The organism is Nostoc sp. KVJ3 (genome assembly GCF_026127265.1).
Taxonomy (GTDB): domain Bacteria; phylum Cyanobacteriota; class Cyanobacteriia; order Cyanobacteriales; family Nostocaceae; genus Nostoc.
In genome coordinates this window covers 42,914-69,202 of record NZ_WWFG01000006.1, presented here as the reverse complement: position 1 = coordinate 69,202, position 26,289 = coordinate 42,914, and the positions used below count along the sequence as shown (strand labels likewise).

At 39.1% G+C, this 26,289-nt stretch carries 24 protein-coding genes and 1 pseudogene; 15 read left to right on the top strand and 10 right to left on the bottom strand.

Annotated features, from left to right (window positions below; genetic code table 11):
* Positions 1-13 precede the first annotated feature (13 nt).
* Together GTQ43_RS41585 and GTQ43_RS41580 are read right to left on the bottom strand one after the other, a co-directional pair.
* A complete protein-coding gene (locus GTQ43_RS41585) occupies positions 14-1,087 on the bottom strand; it encodes a hypothetical protein (RefSeq protein ID WP_321162550.1) in 1,074 nt (357 codons plus the stop codon).
* Positions 1,084-2,274, bottom strand: coding sequence for a hypothetical protein (locus GTQ43_RS41580; RefSeq protein WP_321162549.1), 1,191 nt, complete (start codon positions 2,272-2,274; stop codon positions 1,084-1,086). Before GTQ43_RS41580 ends, GTQ43_RS41585 begins: the two co-directional genes overlap by 4 nt.
* A 215-nt stretch (positions 2,275-2,489) precedes the next feature.
* On the opposite strand from GTQ43_RS41580, the pseudogene GTQ43_RS35990 reads away from it, so the two are divergent.
* Positions 2,490-3,949, top strand: a pseudogene (locus tag GTQ43_RS35990) (ISLre2 family transposase).
* A 162-nt stretch (positions 3,950-4,111) separates the two neighbouring features.
* Here GTQ43_RS35990 and GTQ43_RS35985 read toward each other — a convergent pair.
* Positions 4,112-7,144, bottom strand: a complete 3,033-nt coding sequence (locus GTQ43_RS35985) for a hypothetical protein (protein WP_265277484.1) — start codon at positions 7,142-7,144, stop codon at positions 4,112-4,114.
* A gap of 74 nt (positions 7,145-7,218) precedes the next feature.
* Between GTQ43_RS35985 and GTQ43_RS35980 the strand changes: the two genes are divergently transcribed.
* Entirely contained in the window at positions 7,219-7,722 is a 504-nt protein-coding gene (locus GTQ43_RS35980; protein WP_265277483.1) for a hypothetical protein, read from the top strand.
* Positions 7,723-7,886: 164 nt separating this feature from the next.
* Here the strand turns inward: GTQ43_RS35980 and GTQ43_RS35975 are convergent, their stop codons facing one another.
* From GTQ43_RS35975 to GTQ43_RS35955, 5 genes are all read right to left on the bottom strand, one after another.
* Positions 7,887-8,261 carry a hypothetical protein gene (locus GTQ43_RS35975; RefSeq protein WP_265277482.1) on the bottom strand — a complete coding sequence of 125 codons (375 nt, stop codon included), beginning with the start codon at positions 8,259-8,261 and terminating at the stop codon, positions 7,887-7,889.
* Positions 8,262-8,459: 198 nt separating this feature from the next.
* Positions 8,460-8,870 carry a hypothetical protein gene (locus tag GTQ43_RS35970; RefSeq protein ID WP_265277481.1) on the bottom strand — a complete coding sequence of 137 codons (411 nt, stop codon included), beginning with the start codon at positions 8,868-8,870 and terminating at the stop codon, positions 8,460-8,462.
* A 1-nt stretch (position 8,871) separates the two neighbouring features.
* Positions 8,872-10,071, bottom strand: coding sequence for an AIPR family protein (locus GTQ43_RS35965; RefSeq protein ID WP_265277479.1), 1,200 nt, complete (start codon positions 10,069-10,071; stop codon positions 8,872-8,874).
* A gap of 310 nt (positions 10,072-10,381) precedes the next feature.
* Positions 10,382-11,620, bottom strand: a complete 1,239-nt coding sequence (locus GTQ43_RS35960; RefSeq protein ID WP_265277478.1) for a ParM/StbA family protein — start codon at positions 11,618-11,620, stop codon at positions 10,382-10,384.
* A gap of 135 nt (positions 11,621-11,755) precedes the next feature.
* On the bottom strand, positions 11,756-12,214 hold the full coding sequence (locus GTQ43_RS35955; protein WP_265277477.1) for a hypothetical protein: 459 nt from the start codon (positions 12,212-12,214) through the stop codon (positions 11,756-11,758).
* Between the two features lie 1,292 nt (positions 12,215-13,506).
* On the opposite strand from GTQ43_RS35955, the gene mobV reads away from it, so the two are divergent.
* From mobV to GTQ43_RS35905, 10 genes are all read left to right on the top strand, one after another.
* Entirely contained in the window at positions 13,507-14,370 is an 864-nt protein-coding gene (gene mobV, locus GTQ43_RS35950; RefSeq protein ID WP_265277476.1) for a MobV family relaxase, read from the top strand.
* Positions 14,331-15,212 carry a DUF3991 domain-containing protein gene (locus tag GTQ43_RS35945; RefSeq protein WP_265277475.1) on the top strand — a complete coding sequence of 294 codons (882 nt, stop codon included), beginning with the start codon at positions 14,331-14,333 and terminating at the stop codon, positions 15,210-15,212. The genes mobV and GTQ43_RS35945 overlap by 40 nt, the downstream gene beginning before the upstream one ends.
* 107 nt (positions 15,213-15,319) lie before the next feature.
* Positions 15,320-15,754, top strand: coding sequence for a hypothetical protein (locus tag GTQ43_RS35940; protein ID WP_265277474.1), 435 nt, complete (start codon positions 15,320-15,322; stop codon positions 15,752-15,754).
* A 406-nt stretch (positions 15,755-16,160) separates the two neighbouring features.
* Positions 16,161-17,294: an ISAs1 family transposase gene (locus tag GTQ43_RS35935; RefSeq protein WP_265277622.1), complete on the top strand. Its 1,134-nt coding sequence runs from the start codon at positions 16,161-16,163 to the stop codon at positions 17,292-17,294.
* Between the two features lie 306 nt (positions 17,295-17,600).
* Positions 17,601-18,770 carry an AAA family ATPase gene (locus GTQ43_RS35930; protein WP_265277473.1) on the top strand — a complete coding sequence of 390 codons (1,170 nt, stop codon included), beginning with the start codon at positions 17,601-17,603 and terminating at the stop codon, positions 18,768-18,770.
* Positions 18,767-19,339, top strand: coding sequence for a DUF192 domain-containing protein (locus tag GTQ43_RS35925; protein WP_265277472.1), 573 nt, complete (start codon positions 18,767-18,769; stop codon positions 19,337-19,339). Before GTQ43_RS35930 ends, GTQ43_RS35925 begins: the two co-directional genes overlap by 4 nt.
* A gap of 97 nt (positions 19,340-19,436) precedes the next feature.
* Positions 19,437-19,763 (top strand): hypothetical protein, encoded by a 327-nt coding sequence (locus tag GTQ43_RS35920; RefSeq protein ID WP_265277471.1) that lies wholly within the window; start codon positions 19,437-19,439, stop codon positions 19,761-19,763.
* Positions 19,764-19,797: 34 nt separating this feature from the next.
* On the top strand, positions 19,798-20,769 hold the full coding sequence (locus tag GTQ43_RS35915; RefSeq protein WP_265277470.1) for a hypothetical protein: 972 nt from the start codon (positions 19,798-19,800) through the stop codon (positions 20,767-20,769).
* Positions 20,770-20,789: 20 nt separating this feature from the next.
* Positions 20,790-21,476, top strand: coding sequence for a hypothetical protein (locus GTQ43_RS35910; protein WP_265277469.1), 687 nt, complete (start codon positions 20,790-20,792; stop codon positions 21,474-21,476).
* 185 nt (positions 21,477-21,661) lie between these two features.
* Positions 21,662-22,255: a DUF6753 family protein gene (locus GTQ43_RS35905; protein WP_265277468.1), complete on the top strand. Its 594-nt coding sequence runs from the start codon at positions 21,662-21,664 to the stop codon at positions 22,253-22,255.
* On the opposite strand, the gene GTQ43_RS35900 is transcribed toward GTQ43_RS35905, so the two are convergent.
* Positions 22,256-22,909: a response regulator gene (locus GTQ43_RS35900; protein WP_265277467.1), complete on the bottom strand. Its 654-nt coding sequence runs from the start codon at positions 22,907-22,909 to the stop codon at positions 22,256-22,258.
* A 257-nt stretch (positions 22,910-23,166) separates the two neighbouring features.
* Here GTQ43_RS35900 and GTQ43_RS35895 point away from each other — a divergent pair, with 257 nt between their 5' ends.
* Together GTQ43_RS35895 and GTQ43_RS35890 are read left to right on the top strand one after the other, a co-directional pair.
* Positions 23,167-23,922, top strand: a complete 756-nt coding sequence (locus GTQ43_RS35895) for a sensor histidine kinase (protein WP_265277466.1) — start codon at positions 23,167-23,169, stop codon at positions 23,920-23,922.
* Positions 23,906-24,148, top strand: a complete 243-nt coding sequence (locus tag GTQ43_RS35890) for a hypothetical protein (protein WP_179070171.1) — start codon at positions 23,906-23,908, stop codon at positions 24,146-24,148. Before GTQ43_RS35895 ends, GTQ43_RS35890 begins: the two co-directional genes overlap by 17 nt.
* On the opposite strand, the gene GTQ43_RS35885 is transcribed toward GTQ43_RS35890, so the two are convergent.
* Positions 24,145-24,762 carry a hypothetical protein gene (locus GTQ43_RS35885; protein WP_265277465.1) on the bottom strand — a complete coding sequence of 206 codons (618 nt, stop codon included), beginning with the start codon at positions 24,760-24,762 and terminating at the stop codon, positions 24,145-24,147. The two genes, GTQ43_RS35890 and GTQ43_RS35885, sit on opposite strands and share 4 nt — an antisense overlap.
* Positions 24,763-24,784: 22 nt before the next feature.
* On the opposite strand from GTQ43_RS35885, the gene GTQ43_RS35880 reads away from it, so the two are divergent.
* The gene (locus GTQ43_RS35880; protein WP_265277464.1) at positions 24,785-26,272 is read left to right on the top strand and encodes an IS1380 family transposase; all 1,488 of its coding nucleotides are present in this window, start codon (positions 24,785-24,787) and stop codon (positions 26,270-26,272) included.
* Positions 26,273-26,289 lie beyond the last annotated feature (17 nt).

Sequence of the window (26,289 nt, the reverse complement as noted above, 5' to 3'; positions counted from 1 at the left end):
CGTTGTTCCTATATTATCTGTGAATTTCTCTTGACTGAGATTGAGAAGAAAAGTAAGTCTTGTCAAGAAGAGAGTTAGCTCCTTCAAAAGTTTTTATAATTTCAGGCGTGACTCGTGAGGTATGCACTTTGCCTGATTGAACACCTAAAACTACATCTCCATTTTTCTGTTGGATAGTCAAATCTTTGCGCTCGGTGTTAAAGCTGAGGTCATAAACCTTGCCTTTAACTTCAGTGAAACCATCTTGCCGAGATTGTCCCAAAACCATGCCAATCCTTTGAGCAATTTGAGTCAACCGACTGATGGAATCAAGCTCAAATGTATCTTTATTCATTACTGTCAACGCTTCGGCTGATAATTGCTCACCAGCTTTAAACCCATTTGCCATTTCTACAATGCGTTTTTTGTAATTTTCCGACTTCCCTAACTTATCTGCGGCATTGTACCAATTTCTCAAGTCATCAATAGTGACTGATTGAGGTTGGACTTCTTGATTGGGTACGGCTCTGTTTTGTGGCTCAGGAAACGGGACTATAAAACCCTCCACATAATCCCCCAAGGGTTCAAGATGTAGTCCCCAGACCTGCCCTTTGCCCTTGAACAGTTCTGGTAATGCTTTGGATGAGTGCTTTTCCATGTCAGCCCATTGCTGTTGATAAACGGGGTCAGCAATCATATCAGGTGTGATTTGATACTGCTTACCCACTCGAAAGGCGATTTGCTTATCAAGACCTGTCGCCAGAGCAATATCGCCTTCCTTAAACCCATACTGTTTGTATGGTTGATAAGCTCTGGTGGTGTGAGTTCGACCATATCCTCTCATCGCATCAATACAAGTATCCACGGGTAAAGGATTAGTGTCGCCATGCATCATTAAAGGGTAGTTCATCGGAATCGGTTTGCCTTTGATGACAGGAGGGGCGACATTTTGAACCTCTTGGTTTGGGTGGAATTGAGCGCTTTGTTGAGGCGGGGATTGTGCTGATTGAGATGGAGGTTTCAAGAATTGCGATCGCGTGGCGAGGGAATTAACTCTTTGTTGATAGTCACTATCCGATTCAATAATTGACCCAAATTTCTTGGTCATGTTCTCCAAAGTTTTGGGGGAATTGAACTGCTGACTAAGTGAAATACTGCTAGACCTTTTTTAGTTTCCCTGATAACATATTCTGTTGGTACTTGCTCCCATTCAACTTTTTGAGCAGTTAACCATTTAGTCACAGTCTCAGCTTTATGGTTGTCAACAGCCAAGCCCATAACTCCAAGCTTTTTGTTTGATTCTGTCGAAAATAAGAAAGTAGGACGCTCTTTAATATGATGGAGAATTTTCGCACTACTCTTAATCATCTCTTGTTGTTCAGAATTAACTGATTGAGTCCCAAAAGCCTGAAATTCCTTCGTCCAAATAGTAGGATATTCAACGGTATTAGGGTCAATTTGAGCGCAAATAACAGAGAAATTACTTTCAATAATAGTGGGTGCGGGTGTTAGTTTTCCGGTTTTGAGCAGTCCAAGCTGTCTGAGCGCGTCTTTGTCTTTTTTAAAGTGCAATACTCCCAAGGGTTCACCATTTAAAAATACGGCATCTCTGGTTTTAGAAGCTGAGGTTTGGATAGTCAGTTTTCGGTAATCCAAATCATCGAATGTCTGACCAGAAAAATCATAAAAGTTAATTTTATTAATTTTGAGGAGATTACCATTTGGGGACTCACCTAGCACAAAAGCTTGATCTCCAGCTTCGGAGATAGAGGTAAGTTTTAATTTGAGGGGATTACCATTTTTTAGGTAATCAACTTGTTTCAACTGAAGGAGCGAATCACTGTCTAACTCACCCAGAGTCAAAGCATCAATTTTGATTTTTACTGTTTTATCAGGAATCGGCACAGTGCCAAATTCTAAGTTGACCGGTTCGGCGTTAAAAACAAGTCCTGCATAAGAGAAGTTCTTGAGTTCACGGATAGTAATTTCAATCGGCTCGTTTCCTGGCAGCCCAATAGTTGCTTTGGCAGTAGCAGGTTCTACCCCAACCATACTTGCTTGCGCCTTTGTACCAATAGGAAGCTGTGCGGTTCTGGTTTCGAGCATGGCGAATTCCTTATATTCGCCGTCAGCATCCTGGACAAACATTAGTCTGGAAACGTGGCGTTCATGTCCGACTGGGTGGTGGCTAGCCCTAATTTCTATCGGGTGCAAATCATCCTTGTTCCAGTCTCGACCCAAAAAATGATTCGCTTCATGATTTAGCGTGACTAACTTCGGCTCAGTAAATTGCAATTGGGAGCAATGCGATTTTGTGAGATGACCCCACCTGGAGAGCGATCGCTAATAACATCTTACGTATATACTAAATATTTAATACAATAACCTGAGTAATATTCGTTAGAAGACACAACCTGTGCTAAAAACGAGGTTTCTGTACATTGTTGCGACTATAAAAAAGGTAAAATTTCCTTTCAAGAATAGTTTTGAAATAGGAAGTACCTACTTTTATGAAGAAAAACATATATGCAAATCTAAATTTTGCCGATTCATTATCAGATTTTAAAGAGGATGTGACGAAACTTTTAGAGTTGAAAAATATCGAGGAATGGTCTGGAAGAATAGTTAAAGAAAGAGAAGAAACAATTAGACAGGCTGCGTTAGTTTTAGCAGGCCAATGTATCGGCATATTATTGCATAAGCTTTCTCAATCAGAGTCGGCTCATCAAACAGCAATTAATCAAACCAAAGGATGGTGGCATACCGACACGCAAAGACACGGTTATACGAAGAGGGAAATATTAACAGTAGGTAATGTTGTAGTAAGTCTTAAATTACCATACGTTGTTCAAAAAGAGAAAAAAAAGCGAAGAGTAAATCTCGTAATGTTGGATTTTGTCCCTTGTTAAAATGGTTAGGAATGTCAGAAGGCTTGACCCCATTAGTTTGGTCAGATATTACAAAATATGGTGCCATAGCTAGTTCTTTTGAAGCTGCACATACAATCCTGAGTGATTGGGGAATTAATATTAGTCTTAAACGAATTGAACGATTGACATATAAATTTGGTCAAATCGGCATTGATTTACGTCAAACTAAAATATCTAACTTGCAACAAGGTAATTTACCTGATGGGAATATACTTAAAGACCAGAGAGTTGTAATTGCTGTAGATGGTGGCAGGAGTAGAATTAGGATTAATAAAAAAGGTAGAAAAAATCTCAAAACAAACAAGCACGGCTTTACAGGGGAATGGGTTGAGCCAAAATTATTAACAATTTATGTGGTTGATGAACAAGGTAAAAAAGTTAGAAATGGCGAAATAAAGATTGTAAATGATGGCACTTATGAAGACTATAAAGGATTTTTACCAATTTTAGAAATGCATCTGATTAGTTTGGGAATTAGTCAAGCAAAACAAGTTTTATTAATTGCTGACGGTGCAGAATGGATTTGGAAGCATATTCCCCCTCTTTTAAAGAAATTGAAATCTCCCGATGCGACTTATCAATTATTTGATTTTTACCATGTTACTGAGCGGCTACAGAAATTTGCTGATGTAGCGTTTAGTGATGATAGTGAGCGAAATAATTGGTTCAAAAAAGCACGGAGAACTTTAAAAAAAAGTAATGCCATGACCATAATTAGGCAGATGGATGAATTTATCTTTGAAGCCACGGGAGAGCGTTGTAAAACTATGGTAATACAGAGAAATTACCTTTTACGTGCCTATCGTGAAAGGCGTTTAAATTACGCTAAGATACTAGACCAAAAACTACCAATAGGTAGTGGGGCAATTGAGAGTTTAATCCGTCAAGTTATCAACTTAAGAATCAAGGGTAATAGTAAATTTTGGTTGAAAGAAAATGCAGAAATTATCTTACATCTGCGTTGTCAATGGATAGCTCAAAGTTGGGATATTTTTTGTAGTTCTATCTTTAATTCCTTTATTAAACCTCAAACTGCTTGATTAATTTTATACTTGAGTTGTCATCTTTAGCTATTGCTTGCTGTAATTGACACTAAGTATTAAAGACTTAGTATAGATATTTTAGGAAATAATCGTCAAATGACTTACTAGCAATCTTTTTGAGATATATCATCAAGATGAATTCTCGTGCAAAGCAGTATTCTATTTGTAAATAAAACAACTCCGTACTGAAATATAATTTTTAGCGATCGCACTTTTTTTGTCCGACCTCACAAAATCGCATTGCTCCCATTGCAATTTATCTAAGCGAGAAATAATCTCATTGGGGAAAGCAGCGAAGGCAAAATTAGAGACTTTTTTAGCGATCGCTTGGGGATTTGCGTTTTCTTTTCTTGCAACTTCAAGTTCATCTTGGCGGGATGCACAGATGTTCCAAGCGGCGGCGGCAGATGCAAGTTTTTCTGACTCTGGGATAGAAGCGTAAAATGCGAGAGCCGTCTCCTGTGCCTTATCGAAAAGTAATTTAGTTTGGCTTCTAGTAAGTTCTGGTTTTAGTTCTAGGAGTTTAGCTCCCTGCATGGTCATCCCCGATTTGAGGTTGTGGTCAGTCACAGATTGTTGGCTAACTGTCCCCAGGTTGCGGTAAGCGGGTTTCTTATCCTCCCCAATCTCACCATTGATTTGTGCAACTGCTAATAATTTATGAGGGCGTTCTTTAGTTCGCCATTTCTCTGGTATTTCGTCTAGGCGAATGTTCAACGTTTGGGCTTTCCAAATCAGAGGATGTTCGTAATGGGTGAGATTGGTAATTTCGAGTTGGCAAGACTGTGGAGTTTGGATGATTGCTGATGGCCCTTTCTCGGTTTCCCTCCGTCGCTCCATACGTACCGCAGCGTTGAATTTCTGATCAAACTCGTACTTGGCGGCGATCGCTGCAAATTTTTGCTGTGGTGTAAATTCCACTCCTTTGAATAAGTCTTTAAACTGGACGATGGGACGCGACTCTAACTGTGATTCTTGGAAATATTTATTGGCTTGGCTAATTAATAATTCTACTGGTGAGTAACCTTTTGGTGTTATCCCCGTGCTTAAATAAACTGAACGCGACTTTTTATCTTTAATATAATTAACATCACGATATAAGTAGCGACTATTTTCCCTGATTTTATCCATCTCAGGTTTTTTAGCACTTTTGAATAAATCAACCGCTATTTGGTTTTGATAACATCCTTCTTCAATCATGCTCCGGTACATTTGACGGTTAATGTCCATTGCTTGCTGGATAATTTCGGGAGTTCTTTGAGAATGAGCAATTTCAACAACCCCTTGCATATAAGGCTTGTATTCTTCTCGAATTAACTTTGGCTCTTTCTGGCGTTCTTGCTCAAACAGGGTTTTGTAATGGTTAGAAACTTGGTCTAGATAATTTGATTTCTGCTCAAAAGTACTGTAAGTCTTTAGTACCTCAATTTCTGATTCTAATGCCTCCAGTGCTGTCACTTGATTGTTGATTATGCCCACGCTGATGCTATCGCTCATGTGGATAGCGATTTTTTCAAATGAGGGCTGGCTTCCATCTGTGGGATCGTAAAATGATTGCTTTTTGAGCTTAACTGTCGGAGCATAAGCATTCTGGGGTTGGTTTCTGTACTCGGCTTCGGCTGTTAAGTTAGGGTATTTACTAGCTAGTGCCACACCAATGCAGTCACCATCGTAGTCTCGTGCTTGGCGTTCTGATTCGGTTTCTGCTGGGTCGATAAAATCAACATCGATTCCTTGCGCTTCTAACTCCGTAATTCTGGCTTGTATGCGCTTGTGGTCTTCATCACTAACTACAATTACACCTTCTAAAACCTTCCCATCTGGCCCGATTTGGTCTTCAACGTGCTTGTTGGTAGACACACACAATCCGTTAGAATTCAGAAAAGGAGAGCGAAAGTTAAGAACTTTTTCTCCAAGCTTCAGCCAAGGGGCACAGATTTCACCATTTTTGAGTTCCTTGGAGGGAATAATCATCCCTCGGTCAAAAGTGAGCGTTTTCCCAATAGCAATATCTCGCCACTCACTTTGTACAAAACGACTTAGCTCCTGCTTTACCTTCTCTGTTTCTAAAAGCTGTTGATGACCAAGTAAATCAGCTTTAATGAGTTTGTACATGAATAAGTCATCTTTGGCGGGGTCATCATCTAACTCCTGATCTGCATCTAAGTCATCATTTGTCCCCAAGTTTTTAACATCTGTTTCTTGATTGATAATGTCTGATGTTTTTAACTTATTTTGGCTCAATGATTCTTTACGTTTTTCGTATCTTTCACAATAGTAAGTAGCAACAATTCTAGGATCATCTTCAATAGAGGCTAATCTTTGAGCTTGTACCTCTAGCTCTTCGGCAAAATCTTTAATTCCTTGGGGGAAAGATGCCAGCAGTTGGGAGATAGACATCTGACCTTGTTGAGATTGCCCTTTTTCAGCTAACCAAATATTTTGCTGATATAATCCTGGCTGAATTTGAGGTTTAGTAGGGCCTTTGGGTCTATCCTTGTCTGTTCCCTTGAAACTGCTTATGGGGAGAATTATATCGATTTTTGGTTCATTTTTAGTATCTGCATATTTTATTCTATCTAGTCTGTATGGTCGGAGTGTTCCTTTGCCAAAGCGATATTTAGTCGTATCTTCTCCAACTCCATCTACCCAACCAAATCGATGCTGAATTACACGATAGCTTTTATCTGCTTGGGATTCTCTTAAGGTTATTTTGTCATAAAGTTGTGTTGAAATCTGCCCATAACAATCGCCAACTAATTTATATGCCAAATCATTCGATAATATTCCTCCATTTTCACCAGCCTTTTCAGTAGAATCATCTACTACCAAAATGTTTAGCTTTTCGTGAATCGCATTTTTACAAGCCCCAAGGAAGATGGAACCATAAGCGCCACGGTCTTTACTATCTGGACAAATTTTTTGAATCGTTTCTAAACATTCTTTATCTCCATAAAGTAAACGAGTCTTAGAAGACAGTAATAAAATCTGTCCATCTGGATGATTCTTTAATTCTTCATCGTTGCTGTATTCATCTGAGTGTCCAAATGAGAATTCTTTACCAGGAAAGTAAAATTCTAGTAAAGTGTTACTGAGCTTTTCAGTTAAAATTGATTGAGAGTCAGTTTTGCTATCGTCTATATAAATCCAATGATTTAAACGAGGGTCAAAATGCTTCAATTCCAGAGTCATAAAATTTGAATTTTGATGAACATTAATTAAATTTTTAAGAGGTTTTTATGTCAAGGATTAAGCGTTGGATAAATATGAATAAAAAAGAATTCAACCCAGATGGAAGCTTGAAAAGTGAAGCTCGGCAAGAAATGTTATCCAAAGGTGAAGATCCAGGAGCAATTGATAGTTATGCTCGTAGAGCAAAAGAAGAGTATGACGAGTGGAAGCACCTGGACGAGACTGATCCAGAGCCGTGGCCAATCTACACAGCTTACGATTTCTTCACTGAACAAGAAAAAAAGCAATTTAACCCTGATGGTTCTCTCAGACCTGAATATGTAGAGTACGCTCAGAAAATTGGTATCAGTGAAAGTGCCCTCGAACAGCTTGAGTGGCGCAAGAAAATAGAAGTCGAGAATTATGATGCTGTGTCTGCTGATTACGCAGAACAAGGTATTAACTTTGGTGAGCAGAAAATGAATGCTAGGATTGGCACTAGTAGAACATACGTTCAACGTCGGCAGCAGATGGAGCAAGGCTTGCGTAACTTTGAGCCGGAAGACAGTTTGCCTTTCGACAAGGACACAGCATATTAGGCAGGAGCGATGCCGAGTGAGTGATAATATAAGCTGAAAGCATTATCATACAAAGCTCTCAGCTTTTTAATGGCATCCTTTTACATCTGCAATTGCTCCCCTTGCACTGAGCATAGCCTCTCCAAGAGTTGTATTGCGACTGGGTGAAAAAGCGGATTGTTTGGTTAATTGGCTTGCCGTTCTATAGCTGGAGGGATTACCCCAGGCGATCGCACAACTGACTTGTTGGAAGCGGCGGCAAGGAACGCAAACATTCCTAAAATAGCAAAAGACGTAATAATCACTTGCTGTACGGATGCAAAGACCGACTTTTCTTTCTCCTTTTGGACAGTAATGCGATTGAGATTCTGTTGAAATGCCGAGAAATACAAATAATTCAACACTTGTTTACATAAAGCAGGATCTTCGCCTTTTTGGACTTTTTGGCACAGAAGAATTTCTAGATGCTCTTGGCGGCGATCGCTTGTAGACAAATCGCGCTCATCCCACAGTTTTACTTGGGTTGCATCTAAAGGTCTATCAATACCTAATAAACTCATAAATATGGCCTCATTTGATTTAGGAGTTAGTTGAGGGAACAGGTGTAATTGATAAGTCAATTACACCCTAGTGTGCTTTTTGAAAAATGGAACTTATACCTAACTTAAGAAGTTTAGATATGCTTTCTAAAAAGAACTAGCAACTTGAGTACTGAAAAAATCAAAACTCAGGTTGCTAGTAAAGTTTGAGGATATATGCTATATTTCCCAGTCCAAATCTTCAGTTGGAGATGGAGATAAAACCTGTGCCTTGAGTGGTGGCTGGGGTGTATCCGGCTGCAATGGGTTCGTCCCATCCTGAAATAATTCTTGTGCCAGAGTCCGCCCATCGCCGTCAATGTCACTTGCTAGGAAATACTCTAAAACCTGCGGTGACGCACCATCAATTGCTGCTTGTGCTAGTAGAGATTTGATGAATTGGGGAGATGCTTCACTATCAGCTAGTACCTTCAAGGTTTGCTCGGCATCTTGGATGGTCATTTTCGAGATATCTCTAACTCCAACTTCTTCCCAGACATCGCTAAAATACTGTCGATATTGCTGATTCAAGTCTTGCTCTTGGGCAAATCGTGATAATTCTTGTACCTGCAAATGTGTCGTCTCTAACATATCAATTGACCAAGGTTAATTGTTCACGTTTATTGCTTGACTCAACCATCTTGAGCAATTGTTGATTAAGATAGTTTTGAGCCGAAACGTAAAGATTATCCCAAATCACTGGATTACGACAGATTTTGCTACCAACTGTATTGCCAGCCAGTTTTTCCGACACCAAGTATTTCTTGTAATAGTTTGCCCATAAATGCTGTAGAAAATCTTCCGCGAAATCATCAAAAGGAATTAACCAGTTGTAGTTCTCATCCAAAAAGACTCGATAGGCGGCAACGATGGGCATAGCAATATCAGCCGGCGCACTAAACCCAAATGAGTAGCGGCTGTCGGGCAAAAGGGTATTCTTTCGTGCATCAATTGAAGCTAGGTCAATGACTCCTTTCTTGCGTGGGTTGGTGATGTGTTCCTCAATAGTCTTAAACAGCCTTTGCTCAATCCACAAAGATGCGGGTAATAGTGGCAACAATCTTGACAGCCTTTCTCTTTCTGCATCAGTTAAAGAGGGGTTATTGCTGACAGGTGGGTGCTTACCTTTAGTTTTAGTTTGGGGGTTGTATTTGTTTTTATCTAGGCAATTTACTAACTTAATTAAATGGTTAACATTGCACTGTGGATTTTTGGGCGCACCACTTTGATGTTGATAGTAAGCAATGCGGAATTTCGTTTCTTCCTCCATCTCTAATTTTGCTAAAAACTGTTTGAGAAAATTATAATCACCTCTGGCGTTAACTTTAGAACGTGCATCCACTGGGGCAGATGTATTGGATGCCAGAGCTATATCTTTCGCTTCATCTTCACTTAGCCCAATGTGGATTGTGACTTTAACCCTGGCTAGAGAGAGGTCATGCTTGTTTGCTCTAGCTTGCTTAAATGCTAATACTGTATGCCCACCGTTGATAATGCCATCGTTGCCGCCTTCATTAGCCTGTAGTACCTCTAACTCCAGTTCAGTTTTATTTTTGGGCAAAACCTTGTTAACACACAGTACAATTCCGTTATTTCTTTGAAAGAATTTTTCCGGCTGGGTGGTGAGTGAATCAAATAGTTGTTTGTACGTTGAGGTTTTAGGATTAGGTTCGCGGATATTTGGTTCTAGGGGTAGGTCGGAGGGAAAACTATCTACATAGGCGGTAGCAATAATGCAGTTAGAATTTGCATTGATGTACTGGTCTATTTTCAAAGTCCAATTCTTGGGCATAGTCTTGTTCTTGTATAGGTCAACATACTTAACAAACACTTCCCTTTGGTGGGCCGTTGTCCGTTGAGTGCATCCATCAAGGTTGATTTCCTACCACCACTCACCCCAGCAATCACAATAAACTCGTTAGGTGTGAGTAAGGAGTTATGAGTTATGAGTAATGAGTTATGAGCGAATACTTCAATATCTTATTTCTTGTTTCTTACTCATTACTCATTACTCATTACTTATTACTCATCATCAAACGCAAAGGAGCTTGTGAGAAATGCGGGAGTATGGGGTAGCTATTTTTCAATTGCAAGCCTTGGGGTTAGAAGAACTTGCTAGTTAAATATCCATTTTTAGCCCTCATCTCGGCTACCGACAAAGGAGAAGGTGGCTGAACATAATAATCAGGGACTAAAGGTTTATCTTGGCGGTCATATTTTAAATTAAAATCCAGCATTTTGATATGGCTAATGTGAGATCCCCAAACATCACATACTCTATCTCCTAATCCCATTGTGTCTAGATATTTAGGAAGCTCCATCCCACCATTCCAGCAAATGGGAATGCCAACACTTTCAAAATGTTGGGTTAGCTCGCGACGGACAAAAGTTGCTGTTCCCCCACAAATTAGCACCTCATCCATAACAGCTATACCTTTTACCCATCGTAGTAAGGCACGGGTGTATTCTTCACGAACTAGGGGTAATATCTTTTCAAATAAGTCTACATCCAATTGTATTTGCTCTGGTTTATTTTTCCGTGATAATCGACGTAATGAGTCAAAATCCCCATCTCTGGCTTCTACTATTGCTTTAACTAAGCGTGAATCTTCTTTGGACAAACCTACCGCAGTTCTTTCAACAAACTGACTCACAAGCCAATTCATTCCTAAATCCGTTGATTCCGCTTTTGATGAATTGCCTTTCATTGAGAGGGTAAAACTAGCATTCCTATACCCCAACATCAACATTCCTATATTTTTTTGGAAATAGTTGACATTGACATTACGGCTGCGATACATCAATAGTCCAGCCCCTTCTAGTGCCGCATTAAAACTTCTGATTTTACATTTGAACTTCCCTGTTGGTGTTATGACACCTGTTTTTAATCTCTGTGTTAATTGTTTACCCAAATGATTGGCATGAGCTATTTCTCCTGGTGGCAACAATATTTGTAAATAAATCCCCAAATCTTCTTTGACCCCCAATCCCAACCGCCGAATTGCCAACCACATCAATGCTGCTATCTTCGGTAGGGCATAACTGTATTTCAAGTCTCTGATTGCTGATGTCCCAGCAAACATACTTTTCGATAATGCGCCTAAAACATAATATTCTTCACCAATACCTATCCATACTGTATTGTCTTGTACCGAGGATTGACTTGATAAAAACTCTATTGAACCATAGCCCACATCTGCTATCTCTGGTTCCATCGTTATTACCATTGGTACTCCGTCTGGGTATACCTGTGCTATCGCCTTGGTTGTACTCGCCCCTAAATCCAACGTGAGGACAACTTTTGTGGACTCGGCAGAGTCCGAAATGCTCTTTCTATTCATGTTTTATTCCTTGTTTTCGTCCCGTTATTACTTTCTCTATCTCAAAAGGCAACAAAATTTGTGTCTGGATCTAGCCCAGCTTGAAAACATGATTGCGAATCAGGCGATGTCTACGACTTGGCTTACGCCTACGCTCTAACCGTTCCAGCCCAACATCTGATTAGCCTGTTTTACCTCTTCTGGAATTTCCATTTGCATCCATTCTTCATCTTCATCCGTGTTTAACTGTCCTGTTTGTGACATATTTCCTAAGATGGATGCGCTCTCGGATGATGTTGTCACTGTTATTTGAGGCTTAATTAATGAATTAATTACTACTGGGTCATTCTCTATTCCACAAATCCGCCGTATACAGCTTATTTGTGCTTCTAACTCTCCAATTGCCCAAATACCATTCTGCCTTAGCCTTTCATCCCTGATCCCTGATGACAATAATGCTAAAGGTAGCCAGTGCTTCTTGAGCGTAGCCATGACCAATTCTGAGAAATCTTCCTCTAACGCTAGTGGCGTAGATTTTAGATAGCTGATTATCTTTCCATCTATAGTCTCGGCGACCCTTCTAATGGAAATTATTTCCTGTTTTATTTCATTCATGCTTATTCCCAAAAATTCCAATTACTGGAGTCAAACATTTTTAGGTAAAGCAGTTCCCTTTTTCACTTAAGCACATTTAAAAGGTTAAACCTTTCTCGTCTCATTTTAAAACAAATATTTTTTATTTTTCATTTGCTGTTGATTAAAATTAATTTTGCAATCATTGAATCTTTACATGTCTTCATATCTAAATTCTTGGCGAAATTCTCTGGCTTTTCACCCTAAGTCCTCAAACCTTGCCTACGACACGCTACACGAACATCAAGATTGGGAATGGTGAAACGCTCTTTGAGTTTAAGTTCCTCAAGAAAGCCTTACTACCCCGCTCACCCCACACCCTAAACCTCACGCTTTACACCGTCTACCCTTTCAACATACTCTGAAAAGTCAGGTGAATTTATCTTCTCTTTTAAATTTACTAAGGCACACAATTTAGTAGACTTTCTCAGTGCTAAAAAAGTATCCCTGAATACTTTACTCAACTGGTAGCTGTTGGGTAGCTCTACAGGTGATAAACAGCTACCTGTTATGACACAAAAAAATCAGTTTGTTATAGTTTCATGACTTCCCAACTGGTAGCTGTTGGGTAGCTCTACAGCTACCAGTCTGGCATCAGATTTTGAGAAATAAAATAGGGTTTAAGCCTTACCATTATTGCTTTTGAGCTACTTTTTTACTCCCTTTTTATTCTCAATAACTTCAAAATTATTGAGAATCCGTACTACAACCTTGTTGCAATTCCACTTCAAAAAAACAGTTTTTTTCTGTTTGTGCTACGAAACACTACTAAAAATTACAATTTAGCGCTGATTAACTTTGAGCGGCTACTGAAAAATTCCGTTATAAACCATTTTATTCTTGAGTTATCCCTGAAAAAATCCGTGAGCAGTTAGTTTACTCTTGAGTAATCTCGAAAAATTCTGTGAGCAGCCCATTAATTCTCATTAATTAAGGGTTATTGACAGACAAATAGCCCAAAAGCCTTGCTATTGCGTGGTTTTTTAGTCCAAACCCTAGAAAATACAGCATTTCCTACTTAGAGTAATTTTGTACCAAAAGCGACTATTTTACTAAGGGAATCTTGGGGATAGCGGGGGAAATGCCCCAGAAATGCTGTAGGGTGGCTTAAGATAGTCGTACTTACTACGGTTATTTCGCCATTTTCGCATTTGAGCGATTTGGCTTTAAAATAGGCGTGAAATCGGGAAAAAACAGCAATAACTTGAGTGATATTTGTTTCTCAGTCAGTCAGCCTAAAAACTTGTATTTCCAATTTTTAGCGTAAAGAAAAAATGGCATACGCGATCGCGCGATTAAAAAAATTAAAGCGGGGTAACATATCAGGGAGTGCATCTCACACTGCGCGAGAAAGAGAAACCCCTAATGCAGATCCCACTCAAAAAAATATTCGGTTCATCGGTAGCCTCGACCCAGAGGAACGACTAGAGGATTTAGTCTTAGCTAAGATAGGGGACTCGGAGCAGAAGCGGAAGATTCGCACTGATGCGGTGTACTGCGTGGAGTTACTGTTGAGTGCATCGCCCAGTTATTTCCGTCCCAACTGCCCCACTCAAGCCGGTTACTATGAACCACAAAAGCTGGATGAATGGCTAGAAGCGACTCACCAGTGGTTAGCGGATGAATATGGCAATCGCATTGTCCGCGCCGAGTTACACCTGGATGAAGCCACACCCCATATTCACGCTTATTTTGTGCCTTTGGATGATGAGGGACAGCTACGGTGCAATCATTTCTTTGACGGACGGCAGAAAATTCATGAGTTTCAGGATTCGTACTACCAGACAATGCGGTTAATTGGGTTGGAGCGTGGGATTAGAGGAAGCAAAGCCCAGCACCAGGACATCAAAGACTTTTACCGCATTGTGGAGGAGGGGCGTGACTTAGAAGTTGATGAGCTAAGTGCAGCGCAATTGAAGGCCAAAGCTGCCGACCGAGACAGAGCGAATCAACGTAAGGAAGAGATGGAAGCTACAGCCAAAGCTCTCTCACTTGAGAATGACCAATTACGGCGGCGGATAGAGCAATTGGAGCAAGATAATCAATCAATAAAAAAAGTTACCGAATGGTCAACTGATTTAGCTTTGGATGATGTTGCTTGGGAGTTGGACTGTGGCGTAAAGGGAATGAATGGGTAGGAGGAAACCACATCATTAATATAGATGCCTCTCAATTTACTGACTTTAGCAATGGTTCTTCGTTAGGGGGTAACAGTGCTATTGATTTAGTCAAGCATGTTAATCAATGCAACCAAACAACTGCGATCGCATGGCTAGGGGAAAGATTTGGTGAAGTCGGCGCAAAACGTGCAGCGATCGCTCATGCTCAAAAAGTTACGGCTGACATTATCCAAACTCAACCAGCACCCCAATTCACCCCACCCATTGAGGATAAAGCTAATTGGTCAGGCGTTGAACATTACCTAACTCAGAAACGAGGCATACCCTCTGATTGTGTACAAATGTTACATAACCAGGGACTAGTTTATGCCGACTCAAAAGCAAATGTAGTGTTTGTGATGCGGGATCTCAACGGAAAAACCAAAGGAGCATTTTTAGAAGGGACAGCTAATAATTTCTCTGGTTATGAGTTAGGTACAGTTCGCCGTGATAGCTGGTTTTACTTTACTTTGGGGAAAAAGCCTAGCGAACAAACTAGTACTGTCGTACTGTCTGACTCTCCCATTGACACCATTTCAGTAGCCATGCTGGAATATCAGGTTAAAGGAATACCAGAAAACAGAACAGTTTACATGGCAGTAGATGACACTTCAAATTTACCTGTTGAAAGATTACGTAATGTTCCTTGTGTACAGGTAGCTTTTAGTCAATCAACAGTGGCACAGGCTGTTAAAGAACTACTGCCACACTCGACTCAACTCAAGTGCGAAAGTCGGGATTGGAATACGCAGTTAATCAATTTCTCCCATCAATTACAACAACGTTATTCACAACAAAAACACGAGGAATTAGAGCTATAGTTGCAAAAAAGTCAAGCTCCTCTAGTACCGATTTTTTCAGTACCAAAGTAGCTAGTAAAGAGTTTTAGCTATCAATAATATTGGGGTGAAATTTAACTAAAGCCCTAATGAATAATGAGTTAATTAAACAAATATTCTCTCTAATCAAACTTAACAATAAGCTGATAGCTGTCGAGTCTCCATTACAAGAAAGACTCAAACTTTTGACAAATCTCGCCAGTGAATGCCAGCAATACAATATTAACTGTTACCTGTGGATGCTGGAAGATGACCAACTGCACCAGTTATCTACTAATGAGGAGGGATTAAGTTTACAAACTGTTAATCAGTATCAAGCGATCGCCAAAAGCAGACGCGAACATTACTTTGAAATTCTGCGATTCTGGAAAACTACCGATTTACAAGGGATTCTCATACTAGAAGGTATATTCCCCTGGCTGGGCGAAGCTACCACTGACCCAGATTTCTTTCTGACTTCCGAGTGGATTAAGTCAGCCCTCATTAACCTGAAGCTGTACAATCACCAGGGCAAACGCATCTAAATATTGACGAGCCTGAATCAGGATGAAATACACCAAGACTCAAACTACATAAGGCTTTGAGGAAATTAAATCTCACTCATTATGAAAATGATAATCATTGCGAGGGGGAGTTAGAGGCAGCCGACGGCTGCCTAAATTTTCACGGTCAGTTCTCCACTTAATAGCGTAGGTTTTCTCACAGTCTGATTCTCAATAGTTTTAGATTAATGACTAGGAATCACGAGAAGATCAGGGCAAAGAAAAACTCAATTTATGCGATCGCCAGCGCGTTGGGCGGTTACGCCATCGCTAACTGATTAAAGTGACTTATTACAGATGGCGTGAAAAGTCAGGACGACTGCCTGTCAAGGAACATGGTATTCTTGCAGGAACTCCAAAAAAGAATTTCATTCTGATTCTCCTTTCTATGAAGCTGAAACCAAAAATCACGATTGCTGACCATTTTGCGGTGATACAAGATCCACGAATAGATCGCACTAAACGGCACAATTTAATTGATATTATGACAATCGCAATAATAGCAGTGATTTGTGGGGCGGATGGCTGGGTGGCAGTAGAAACTTATGGATGTGCGAAATATGAGTGGTTAAAAACATTTTTAGAATTACCAAATGGCATTCCATCCCACGATACATTTGCACGAGTTTTTGCACAAATAAATCCTCAACAGTTTCAAGAATGTTTTCTTTGTTGGATGAAATCAATACAAAAGATAACTGAAGGTGAAGTAATTGCAATTGATGGGAAAACTTTACGTAGTTCTTATGATAGTAGTAGTGAGCAAAGCGCAATTGTAATGGTAAGCGCTTGGGCAACTACAAATAAATTAGTTTTGGGACAAGTGAAAGTAGACGAGAAATCAAATGAGATTACGGCAATTCCAGAATTATTAAAGGTCTTAAAACTGTCTGGATGTATTGTGACAATTGATGCAATCGGTTGCCAAAAAGAGATTGTAAGATTAATTACAGAGCAAGATGCAGATTATGTAATTACATTAAAAAAGAATCAAGGAAATCTTTATGATGAAGTTGAAAAGTTATTCCAGTCAGGGATAAGTACAGATTCTCAGGGGATTGAACATAGCACATATAACACAGATGAAAGAGGGCATGGTCGTCATGAAATCCGCAACTATGTGATGTTATCTCAGATTCAGTCTCTGCTTAACCCAGATTCAGTTTGGTCAAACTTCAATAGTGTTGGTATGGTAGAATCTGTCCGTTTATTAGACGGTAAAACAACAGTTGAAACTCGTTATTTTATTAGTAGCCTTGAAGATAATGCTGAACAGTTTGGTAATTCTATTCGCAGTCATTGGGGAGTTGAGAATTCATTACATTGGGTATTAGATGTTGCCTTAAGGGAAGATGACTGTCGAATTAGAAAAGATAATGCTCCACAGAATTTTGCAATTCTCAGACATATTGCAGTCAATCTTTTAACTCAAGAGAAGCGTGTCAAACGCGGAATCAAAAATAAACAGTTTCTCGCTGCGATGGACAACAAATACTTACTAAGTATTTTAGCGTTGGCTTAAAATAATACATCAAAATTTGAGTTGAATATTTTACATAAGAGTTTTATTTATTCTCTAAGTAAATACATTTTTATGTGACTCATAATTGAATTATTTTAGTATTGATGATTAGTCATTCGGTCGAAGATAAGCTAATTCAAATTCTTAAAAATACTTGATTTATTTTATTTATCATTCCATCAATTTTTACAATTATCTATGTCATTTTGGAATCTCTCTTAGTTTTTATTAGTAAATAAGATGCGTTTGCCCTGGTACAATCACTCTTGCAACAAAACAGCGATTCTCTTAGGGTCAAATGCCACTGTGTCATCTGACATTGCCCCCGAAGTTCCCACCATTGTGCAACAACTGCCAGCTATAGAGGAAATAAGCAGTTATTTATCCCAAGTATTACCAGATTACAGTCATGGCGATATTCATGCGACGGCGAACACCGGCTTAGGGATGTACTTGGCAGACATTGACTATGGAATCAGACAGGCAAGCGCTCCTGGTGAAATTAAACCGGATGAGTTAGTAGAAAAACTGTCCGATTACAAAATCGAACTGTTCAAGCGGATTTATAATATTCAATTTCTCCAACCCCCTAGCACTTCTATCGGGGGGCTGGAACTGATGCAGCAAGCGTTTAAAACTTATAAGCGCCTTCTATCCTCATTGGCGAAAGCCTATAATCTTCGTTTACCCAAGGGGATTTTATTAATCGGCCCACCGGGAACAGGAAAATCTTACTCGGCTAAAGCAAGTTCTGCACAATTGGGGCTACCTCTGATTTCAGTAGAGTGGGGGAGTTTCCGCAGTTACGGTAATTTGGCTGAGTACAAGCTAAAAAGCTTACTCGCACTGGTAGACCGAATCAATCGTGTAATTTTATACCTGGATGACTTTGATAAGGGATTCGCCGGGGATGATGATTTATCCAAACGCCTAGCTGGTATGCTTTTGACCTGGATGCAAGAACGTACTAGTGAGGTTTTAATTATCGCTTCGGCTAACAATATTCAATGGCTACCACCAGAGCTAACCAGAAGTGGACGCTTCGACGAGATTTTCAAGGTGGATCTCCCAAATTACGGCGAACGCCACTCAATTTTCAAGATTCATCTAGCTAAATTCGATGCTCGTTTTCGTAACGGGGGCGATGGGTACAGCGAAGAAGAATGGAAAAGGTTACTCAAAGCCACACAGCGATGTGTCGGGGCGGAGATTCAAGCCATTGTTGAACGTGCGGCCATCTCTACTTTCTGTCAAATGTTTGGTGATGATGTTACACCCCTTCAAGAACTGCCATCACTTGAGATTACATTGTCGGCATTGCTGGCTGCAAGGCAGAGTATGAATCCTCTCGCCATCCGCGAAGCTGACCGAGTTGAAAGTATGAGGAACATTGCGGCTTTGCATGGCCTTCCATCTAGTCCAATTGATTCATCTATATATAGTCTCGGCAATGTTGATATTTTTGGTGAAACATGAAAACTTTAAAAATTAATTCCGAAAAGGATTTATACGCTGCTGCTTTCAAGTTACTGAACATACTAGGCCCTGTTGCTGGAGTATCAATTATCATTGGCACTGTGGCGCTCGATTACATCCAAACTCGTCCCCAGGACTTACCAGTTACGCACATTCTCACCCACGGCGATCGCACATTTAAGTTGGAAGTCGCTTCTACACCAGAGCAATTAGAGAAAGGGCTGAAATTTCGCTCATCCTTAAACGGCGAGCGCGGGATGTTATTCAACCTGGGCAGAGAAATTTACGACGTGCCTTTCTGGATGTACAAGGTAAATTTTCCATTAGACATCTTTTATCTTAAGGACAATGTGGTGACAACTGCGATTTTCAATGCCCAACCGTGTCACAAAACCCCTTGTCCCATCTACAAGGGGAAAGTTGCCAATCAAGTGCTAGAGCTAGCAACAGGCGCTGCCAATATCAAGGTTGGCGATCGGCTTAACATCCAACCGTTATCAGTTTTGCCTAAGAATAATATTGGTGTTGATAGCGGCAATTCTTTGAAAAACAAAAATAATCGCTTGTAATTTTATAACGTATTTTTGAAAAATCAAGAACCCATAGTACTGAAAAAAACAGTACCTAAATAGCTTCGTGTGTTGAATCAAATATGGCAATCTATTTATGGGAAGAGTATGGACATATTGGGAATTTGATCATCCTTTGGGTAGCACGGTGCGAGTAATCTCTACCCCATTAGGGCTAGAGATATTTGCCGAAGATGTGTTCAACGTCGTTGCAGCAGAACTAAATAATGAAAAGGTAGTACTGATGAATATTCACAGTCAAGAACGTTATGTAGTTATTCAAGAAGATGTAGTAAAAATAAAAACTTTAAATTTTACAGCCATCAATAAGTTGAAGACGATTGTCAAAGCGGACTTGATTAATAAATTTGTGCATTGGGTACGAATTAAAATCCGACCGATATTTAAAAGGCAGTACTTGTAAAACAATTAGTCAATATCAAAAGGAACCAAAGGAAATGACATTTAAAGTTGAAGAAAACGACCCAAATATGAGTAGCACTTTGCCAGAAATAATCACTAGTAACACAGAGCCAACTAAGCCATTGTCTAACGATACGACAGAAACAGTCCCTATTGATACAAAGCCTAAAGGTTCAGCAACCACAGACAATAATGGAGATAACAACAATAAAAATAATCCCCAACAACTAAGAAGATTAGTAATGGTGACAGGAGATAAAGGAGGTGTTGGTAAGTCAACGTTTGCCAGAGGTTTAGCGCAAACTTACATAGATAACGCAGTAAAATTTGTCGGATTAGACGCGGATAATTCTAATCCACACTTGATCAGATTTTATGAAAAAGCTGCAAACATTCATCGTTTAGATATATCTAACTCAGATAAATTAGACGAATTTGTAGATAATTTAAAAGAATTAGTCTATCCAAAATCAAAAGAATCTGGGAAAAATCAAGAGGAAAAATCTTTGATACTACTAGAAACGCCATCACAATTTCTGCCAACTTTAAAAATTTTAATAACCGAGATGGGGTTTTTAGATGTAGTAAATAATAAATGTAAAATGCGGGTGACGATAGTAGTAGTTATTAGCACAATAATTGATTGTATAACTCAACTACTAGAACTATATAGTTTCTGCGGCGATCGGGTGGATTATGTAATAGTAAAAAATTCGTTTTACGGAGAGGCGGAACAATTTGCTTTTTATGATAATTCAAAAGAAATAAAAGCAATTGAACAGCAAGTAAAAGCAACAGGGCATGATTTCACAAGTATAAATATGCCAAAACTAGCGAAAAAATCCTACGATTATTTAGATGTTAAAAATTTGACATTTAGACAAGGACTTGAACAAGATGAATATCCGTCTGTATTTGGTAGAGTCTTAAGCTGGCTGAACAATTTTAAAGGGCAAATAAAGCCAAAAAAAGATTTATTTGGCATAGAGAAGATTTTATCTGAATAGGAATAAAGATGTCAAAGAGAATGATTATAACTGTAGGAGATGCGCGGGTGGGTAAGTCTACAGTTATCAAGCTATTGCTAGAAATGTTCGCCCAACAAGGAAAACGGATAAAGGTTTTTAACCAAGAATCATTCCCTGTATTTCAGGCTTATGAACATATAGCAACCATTAAGAAGTTTGATTTATCAAATGACGATGCTGATGCAATAACAGATGACTTAAATCATCCTGACTTAGATGTGATGATTGTTGATATGCCCGGACAAGATATTGAAAAAGTAATTCAATATATCGAGAGTGCTAGCTTATTTGAGGTTGTAGTAAAATTTGGTTGGAATTTAACATTTCTTCAACCTATTTCTCACAGGGAAGATTGTATATATTACTTAAATGCAATCATCCAGAACGCGACTAATAATGCTAACTACGTGGTAGTGAAAAATTACCATTTTGCACCAGAGTTTAGAGAATATGAGGAGAAGATACGGAAAAAGCTGTTAATAATAGGAGGGACAGAAGTAGAATTAATGGCTCTACATCGAAATCATTATCAAGCGATGGAAAAGGCTGATAAACCATATTCACAAGTTTGCCAGGATCTCTCAATAATTTTATTTTGGAGAAGCTTCATTTTTCAGTGGATTAAAAAGTTTCGTCATTCAGTAATTAATAACAATTTGGCTATTAAATATCTAGGGCTTGATTGATGACCAAAATTAGGGTGTTGGGTGTTGGCTGAGTGTGTTTAAGACAATTAAATTTTAATTGCGTCAAGGAGTTGAACATTTTCTTGATTCCCCAATACCTGCAACCCCACACCCTACACCCTCTCATCCAGTTATATCAAGGGTTTCTGCTTAACAAGCGTGCCATTCACCCCACACCCTACCTTATGACACTACAAAACACACTACAAGGTTATTCCCCATCAGAACAAAAACGCATAGTTGAAGGGGCATATCAACTAGGAATTACACCAGACGATCCAGTTTTTAGGATGATGGCGACGCTGGGAAGATATGAAGAAACGATCATAGACCTCCAGGCAAGAATGGAGGCAATGATAGAAGCGTGGGCAGCACTGATAGACCAAAAACTGGATAAGACAAGCAAACAAGCCGAGTCAATGCATTATACAGTTGTGTCAAATGCTGTACGTGATGAGATCAAAAAAATCAAGCCCACCGGCACAGGCATGAAAGTGCAGGCAGGCTGGGGATTGGGGACAGTATCTCTTGTGTGTGGATTAGTCGCGGCTGGCAGTACCTTGCTGGGTTCGCTGACCACATGGAATCTGGTGCAAAATATCGGAACGAATCAGTCAGTAGTAGTCTCACGTAACGAGATAAAGATTCTCCAATGGGCAAAATCCCAAGAGGGTAAGCAAATGTATCAAATAATCTTGAAGAATCAAGCAGCAATTGAAGCTTGTCAAACACAGCAGAGTAAAACCCAAGGCTATTGTTTAATTCAAGTAAGTAAGTAGCTAACCTACTTTCAGGTAATCTTGTTCGATGTACCCAAGTTTACTAGCTTCAATCAGAGCATTGACGCGATCCTTGACATCTAACTTTGCAAAAATCTTGTTAATATGGCCTTTAACGGTACTTTCAGTAATAAATAACCGCTCGGCAATCAGCTTATTAGAAGAACCATCTGCCATCAAAGAGATAATTTGCATTTCAGTGGCACTAAGATGATCTTGGTAAGTCTTACCCTTAATTTTCTGCTGGAAGAAAAAATTATGTCGGCTAATATCAGGGTCAAAAAAAGACTTGTTATCGTAGAATGTGGTTTTAATTGCTTCCAAAATTAGAGGAACATTATTCTTTTTGAGAATGTAAGAATCAGCGCCGGCATTTAAAGCTGATTGAACAGTGCTTTGAGAAGAATGGGAAGAAAGAACAATAACTTTAGTGTTGCTATTGAGTTTGACCTCTTTAATCACTTCTAGCCCAGATATGTCCGGTAAACCAATATCCACCAAAATGACATCGGGATTTAATTCCTTAACTAAATTAATCCCTTCAATACCAGTACGAGCAACACCGACCATTTCCATATCTGGTTGTTGATTGATGGCAGTAGCGATCCCCAACCTAATAAGTTCTTCATCCTCAATGAGCGCTAATCGAATCATAGATCACTTCGATTATAAGATGACTCAATATTTATAACATAGTTATTGGTGTTAAGTCTTTTACTTTTTGTGTCTGTAATATAAAATATAAGTAAGAAAAAATCTTTCCAGATAAATGAAATAAACTTTAGTACTAAAGTTGGATTGGATAATTTTTTTTTAGAACTAAAATAAAAGTATTCTCAAATCTTGTAGACATAATTAGCACTTATTCATAAAAGTAGCCCAAATCACCATCTGTCGTTGGAAACATAGTTATGCAACAGGAAGTTTTAAGCATATTAGGTTTGTTACACGATGTTTCAAATAACTATCAAGGAGCATCGTTAGTTTTGAATCAGATAATTGATGGTGCTTATGGACAGTCCTTAGAAGAGATAAAGCCGTTGCTGATCGCTTTACAACAAACGAATGAGCGAGGGATGAGTTTGATTCAATCTAAAAGAACTGCTTTTTTTGAACTAAATCCAGTGACAGAGGAGCAGTTTGATATGTTAAGTTTTTTACAAACAACTTTTTCTCGATTCAAGCCAATAGCGCAGTATCATTCCTTGAATCTTCACTATGAAATTCAATCATCCTACAAGCATGGAACGCAAGTACGGGGTGACAGCATAAGTATTGACAGAATGCTGTGTAATCTTGTGACAAATGCTATTAAGTACACTATACAGGGAGATATTTTTTTAAGGCTGCTCAATCAAGAAGATGATTTAGCCATCGAGATTGAAGATACTGGCTGTGGGATTGCTGCCGAACAAATTTCTAATATATTTATCCCATTATGGCGAACGCCAAATAGCAATTTATTACATCAATCAGGGATGGGACTCGGACTGTACATCGCCTTATGTGTGGCTCATGCTCATGGTTTGAGGATAAGCGTAAACTCGGTAGTTAGACAAGGAACTAAATTCACCATTATATTTCCTTACAAAGATGACGGGATCTATGGGGTTGATGGTAGGATGTTGCCCAAGTCGCAGAGGTTACAAGATGCGTTACCTATATGATGTAAAACTTTGGGACAGAATCGAAACAGGAGTGGAATTTCTAATTTTTGTGGCTTTGATGATAGCGGCAATCATTAAATTGGGGCACAACGATTTTTTACAAGCATTGTTTTACATAGTATTAGCTGTCATCATCTCACCCTGGTCACAATTCGAGCGGGTGACTAAGCGATATGTCTTAGTAAGTGCCTATATTCTTGGGTTGTTTGTCGGGTATTTTAGTTAGTCTAACTCTGGGCCGTCGGGAGATTGCTCCTTTTGCGGTGGCTGTTGCTGTTGCACTCTTATATCAAAGTTGATCAGCTTTTGTATTTCTTGTGGTGAAAGGTGATTGTGTATTACTTTGTATTCTTCCTCTTCTCCTACTTTATAAGCACTAAAAGCACTTTGATTATCACTTTTGCGCCAAACAGTCAGACGCTGCATACCTTCTCTCATCAACAAATTTAATTGATAAGCCATACCTTCATAGACTCGACCGCCAATAGTATCTTGTCCCTTTGTAACGATAATATTCATTAGTGCAGGAATAAGAGACTTTTTAATAACCTGATTATTTTCAGTTTCAACCGATTTTGACTGTTGACTGTCAACAAAAGGCAGTTTGCGCCCTTTAGTTTCTAATATCTGCTGTAAGAATGTCTTTTTCTTTTCATTGATCAAACCTTCAACTCTTATTGAGTTATCTGTATCAGGTGTTTCCTCAGATTTATTTAAACCAAATTTTTGGGCGTACTCTTGGTAGTATTTTTCCTTAAGGGATTGCCTGTAATCTTCACCCGGATTTCTCACAAAGCTTGAAGAAACAGGGGTCAAAAACTGCCAAAATGCATATTGCACAACAATTTCAGCAGTTTGAAGTATGACCCCAAATAAAAACGATTGTATACCAGAACAGTTTATATTTGAACAAGTAAAGTCATGTCCAGTTGTAGTTAATTTCAATAGTGAGCCTGTAACATCTGATGCAGGATTAACATTAATTGCGGAACTAGATAGAAAAAGAGAAATAACATCACGGCTGGCAGCATGTTTTAAAGATTACCGAGAGCCAAACAAAATTATGCATCCAGTTAATGGCTTAATTGCACAAAGAATATATGGCTTAATCATGGGCTATGAAGATGTAAATGACCATGAAACTCTACGCCATGATGGAATATTCGCACTGGCAGTAGGAAAAGCAATTAATTTAGAACAAGAACCAATTACTCTGGCCGGAAAAAGTACCTTAAATCGGATCGAGCATTGTCCAGAAGATATCTCTTCAAGAGCAGATAGTCGATATCACCGTATTGAACATGATGCATCAGCCATAGAAACACTCCTAGTTGAGCTATTTTTAGAATCTTATCGAAAGCCGCCACGACAGATAACTTTAGATTTAGATGTTACCGATGACCCCGTACATGGTAATCAAGAAAAAATATTTTTTAATCCTTATTATCGAGGGTATTGTTATGCGCCACTTTATATTTTCTGCGGGAAACATTTACTTGCGGCAAAGCTTCGTGCGTCTAATGTTGACCCTGCGGAAGGAGGATTAGGAGAATTACAAAGAGTAATAAAAATAATCCGCTCACGATGGAAAGAGGTGAAAATTATTATTCGTGGGGATAGTGCTTATTCGAGAGAAGATATAATGAGTTGGTGTGAATCTCAAACTGAAATTTATTATGTATTGGGACTCGCTCAAAATAATAGGCTACTCCAGCTATCTCAATCAATTCAGTATCGCGCATCCCAAGAATATTCAGGAAAAATTAAACATATAGTCGAGTTTTTTGAAACCTTATTTCCTCCATCACCAGATTTAAAGAACGACGCAGCAATATTTGTTGATAACTCAGTTTGGTATTGCTCTCTTGACTACCAAACTCTAGATAGTTGGAGCCGTCATCGTCGTGTTGTCGCCAAAGTTGAATATAGCCATAAAGAAGTTGATACTCGCTTTGTAGTCACTTCGCTCCCTGTTAATAAAATCCCGCCAGGGCGACTTTATACTCAAAAGTACTGCCCGCGCGGGAATATGGAAAATTGTTTAAAAGAACAAAAGCTCGGGTTACATAGTGATAGAACAAGTACCCATACGTTTGAAGGAAATCAATTACGTTTGTGGTTTGCGTCTATTGCTTATATTTTGATGAATGCTCTACGAGAACAATGTTTAGCAAAGACGGAATTTAAAAATGCAACTGTTGAGACTATACGCACAAAATTATTGAAGCTAGGAGCCGTCATTACTATCAGGAAACGACGAATTTTAATCGCAATTAGTAGTGCCTGCCCTTATAAAGAGATTTTCGCAATGGTTTATAAGAGTTTATCTCAATTACCTTGCCCTGGCTGATAATGACCTAATTTAAT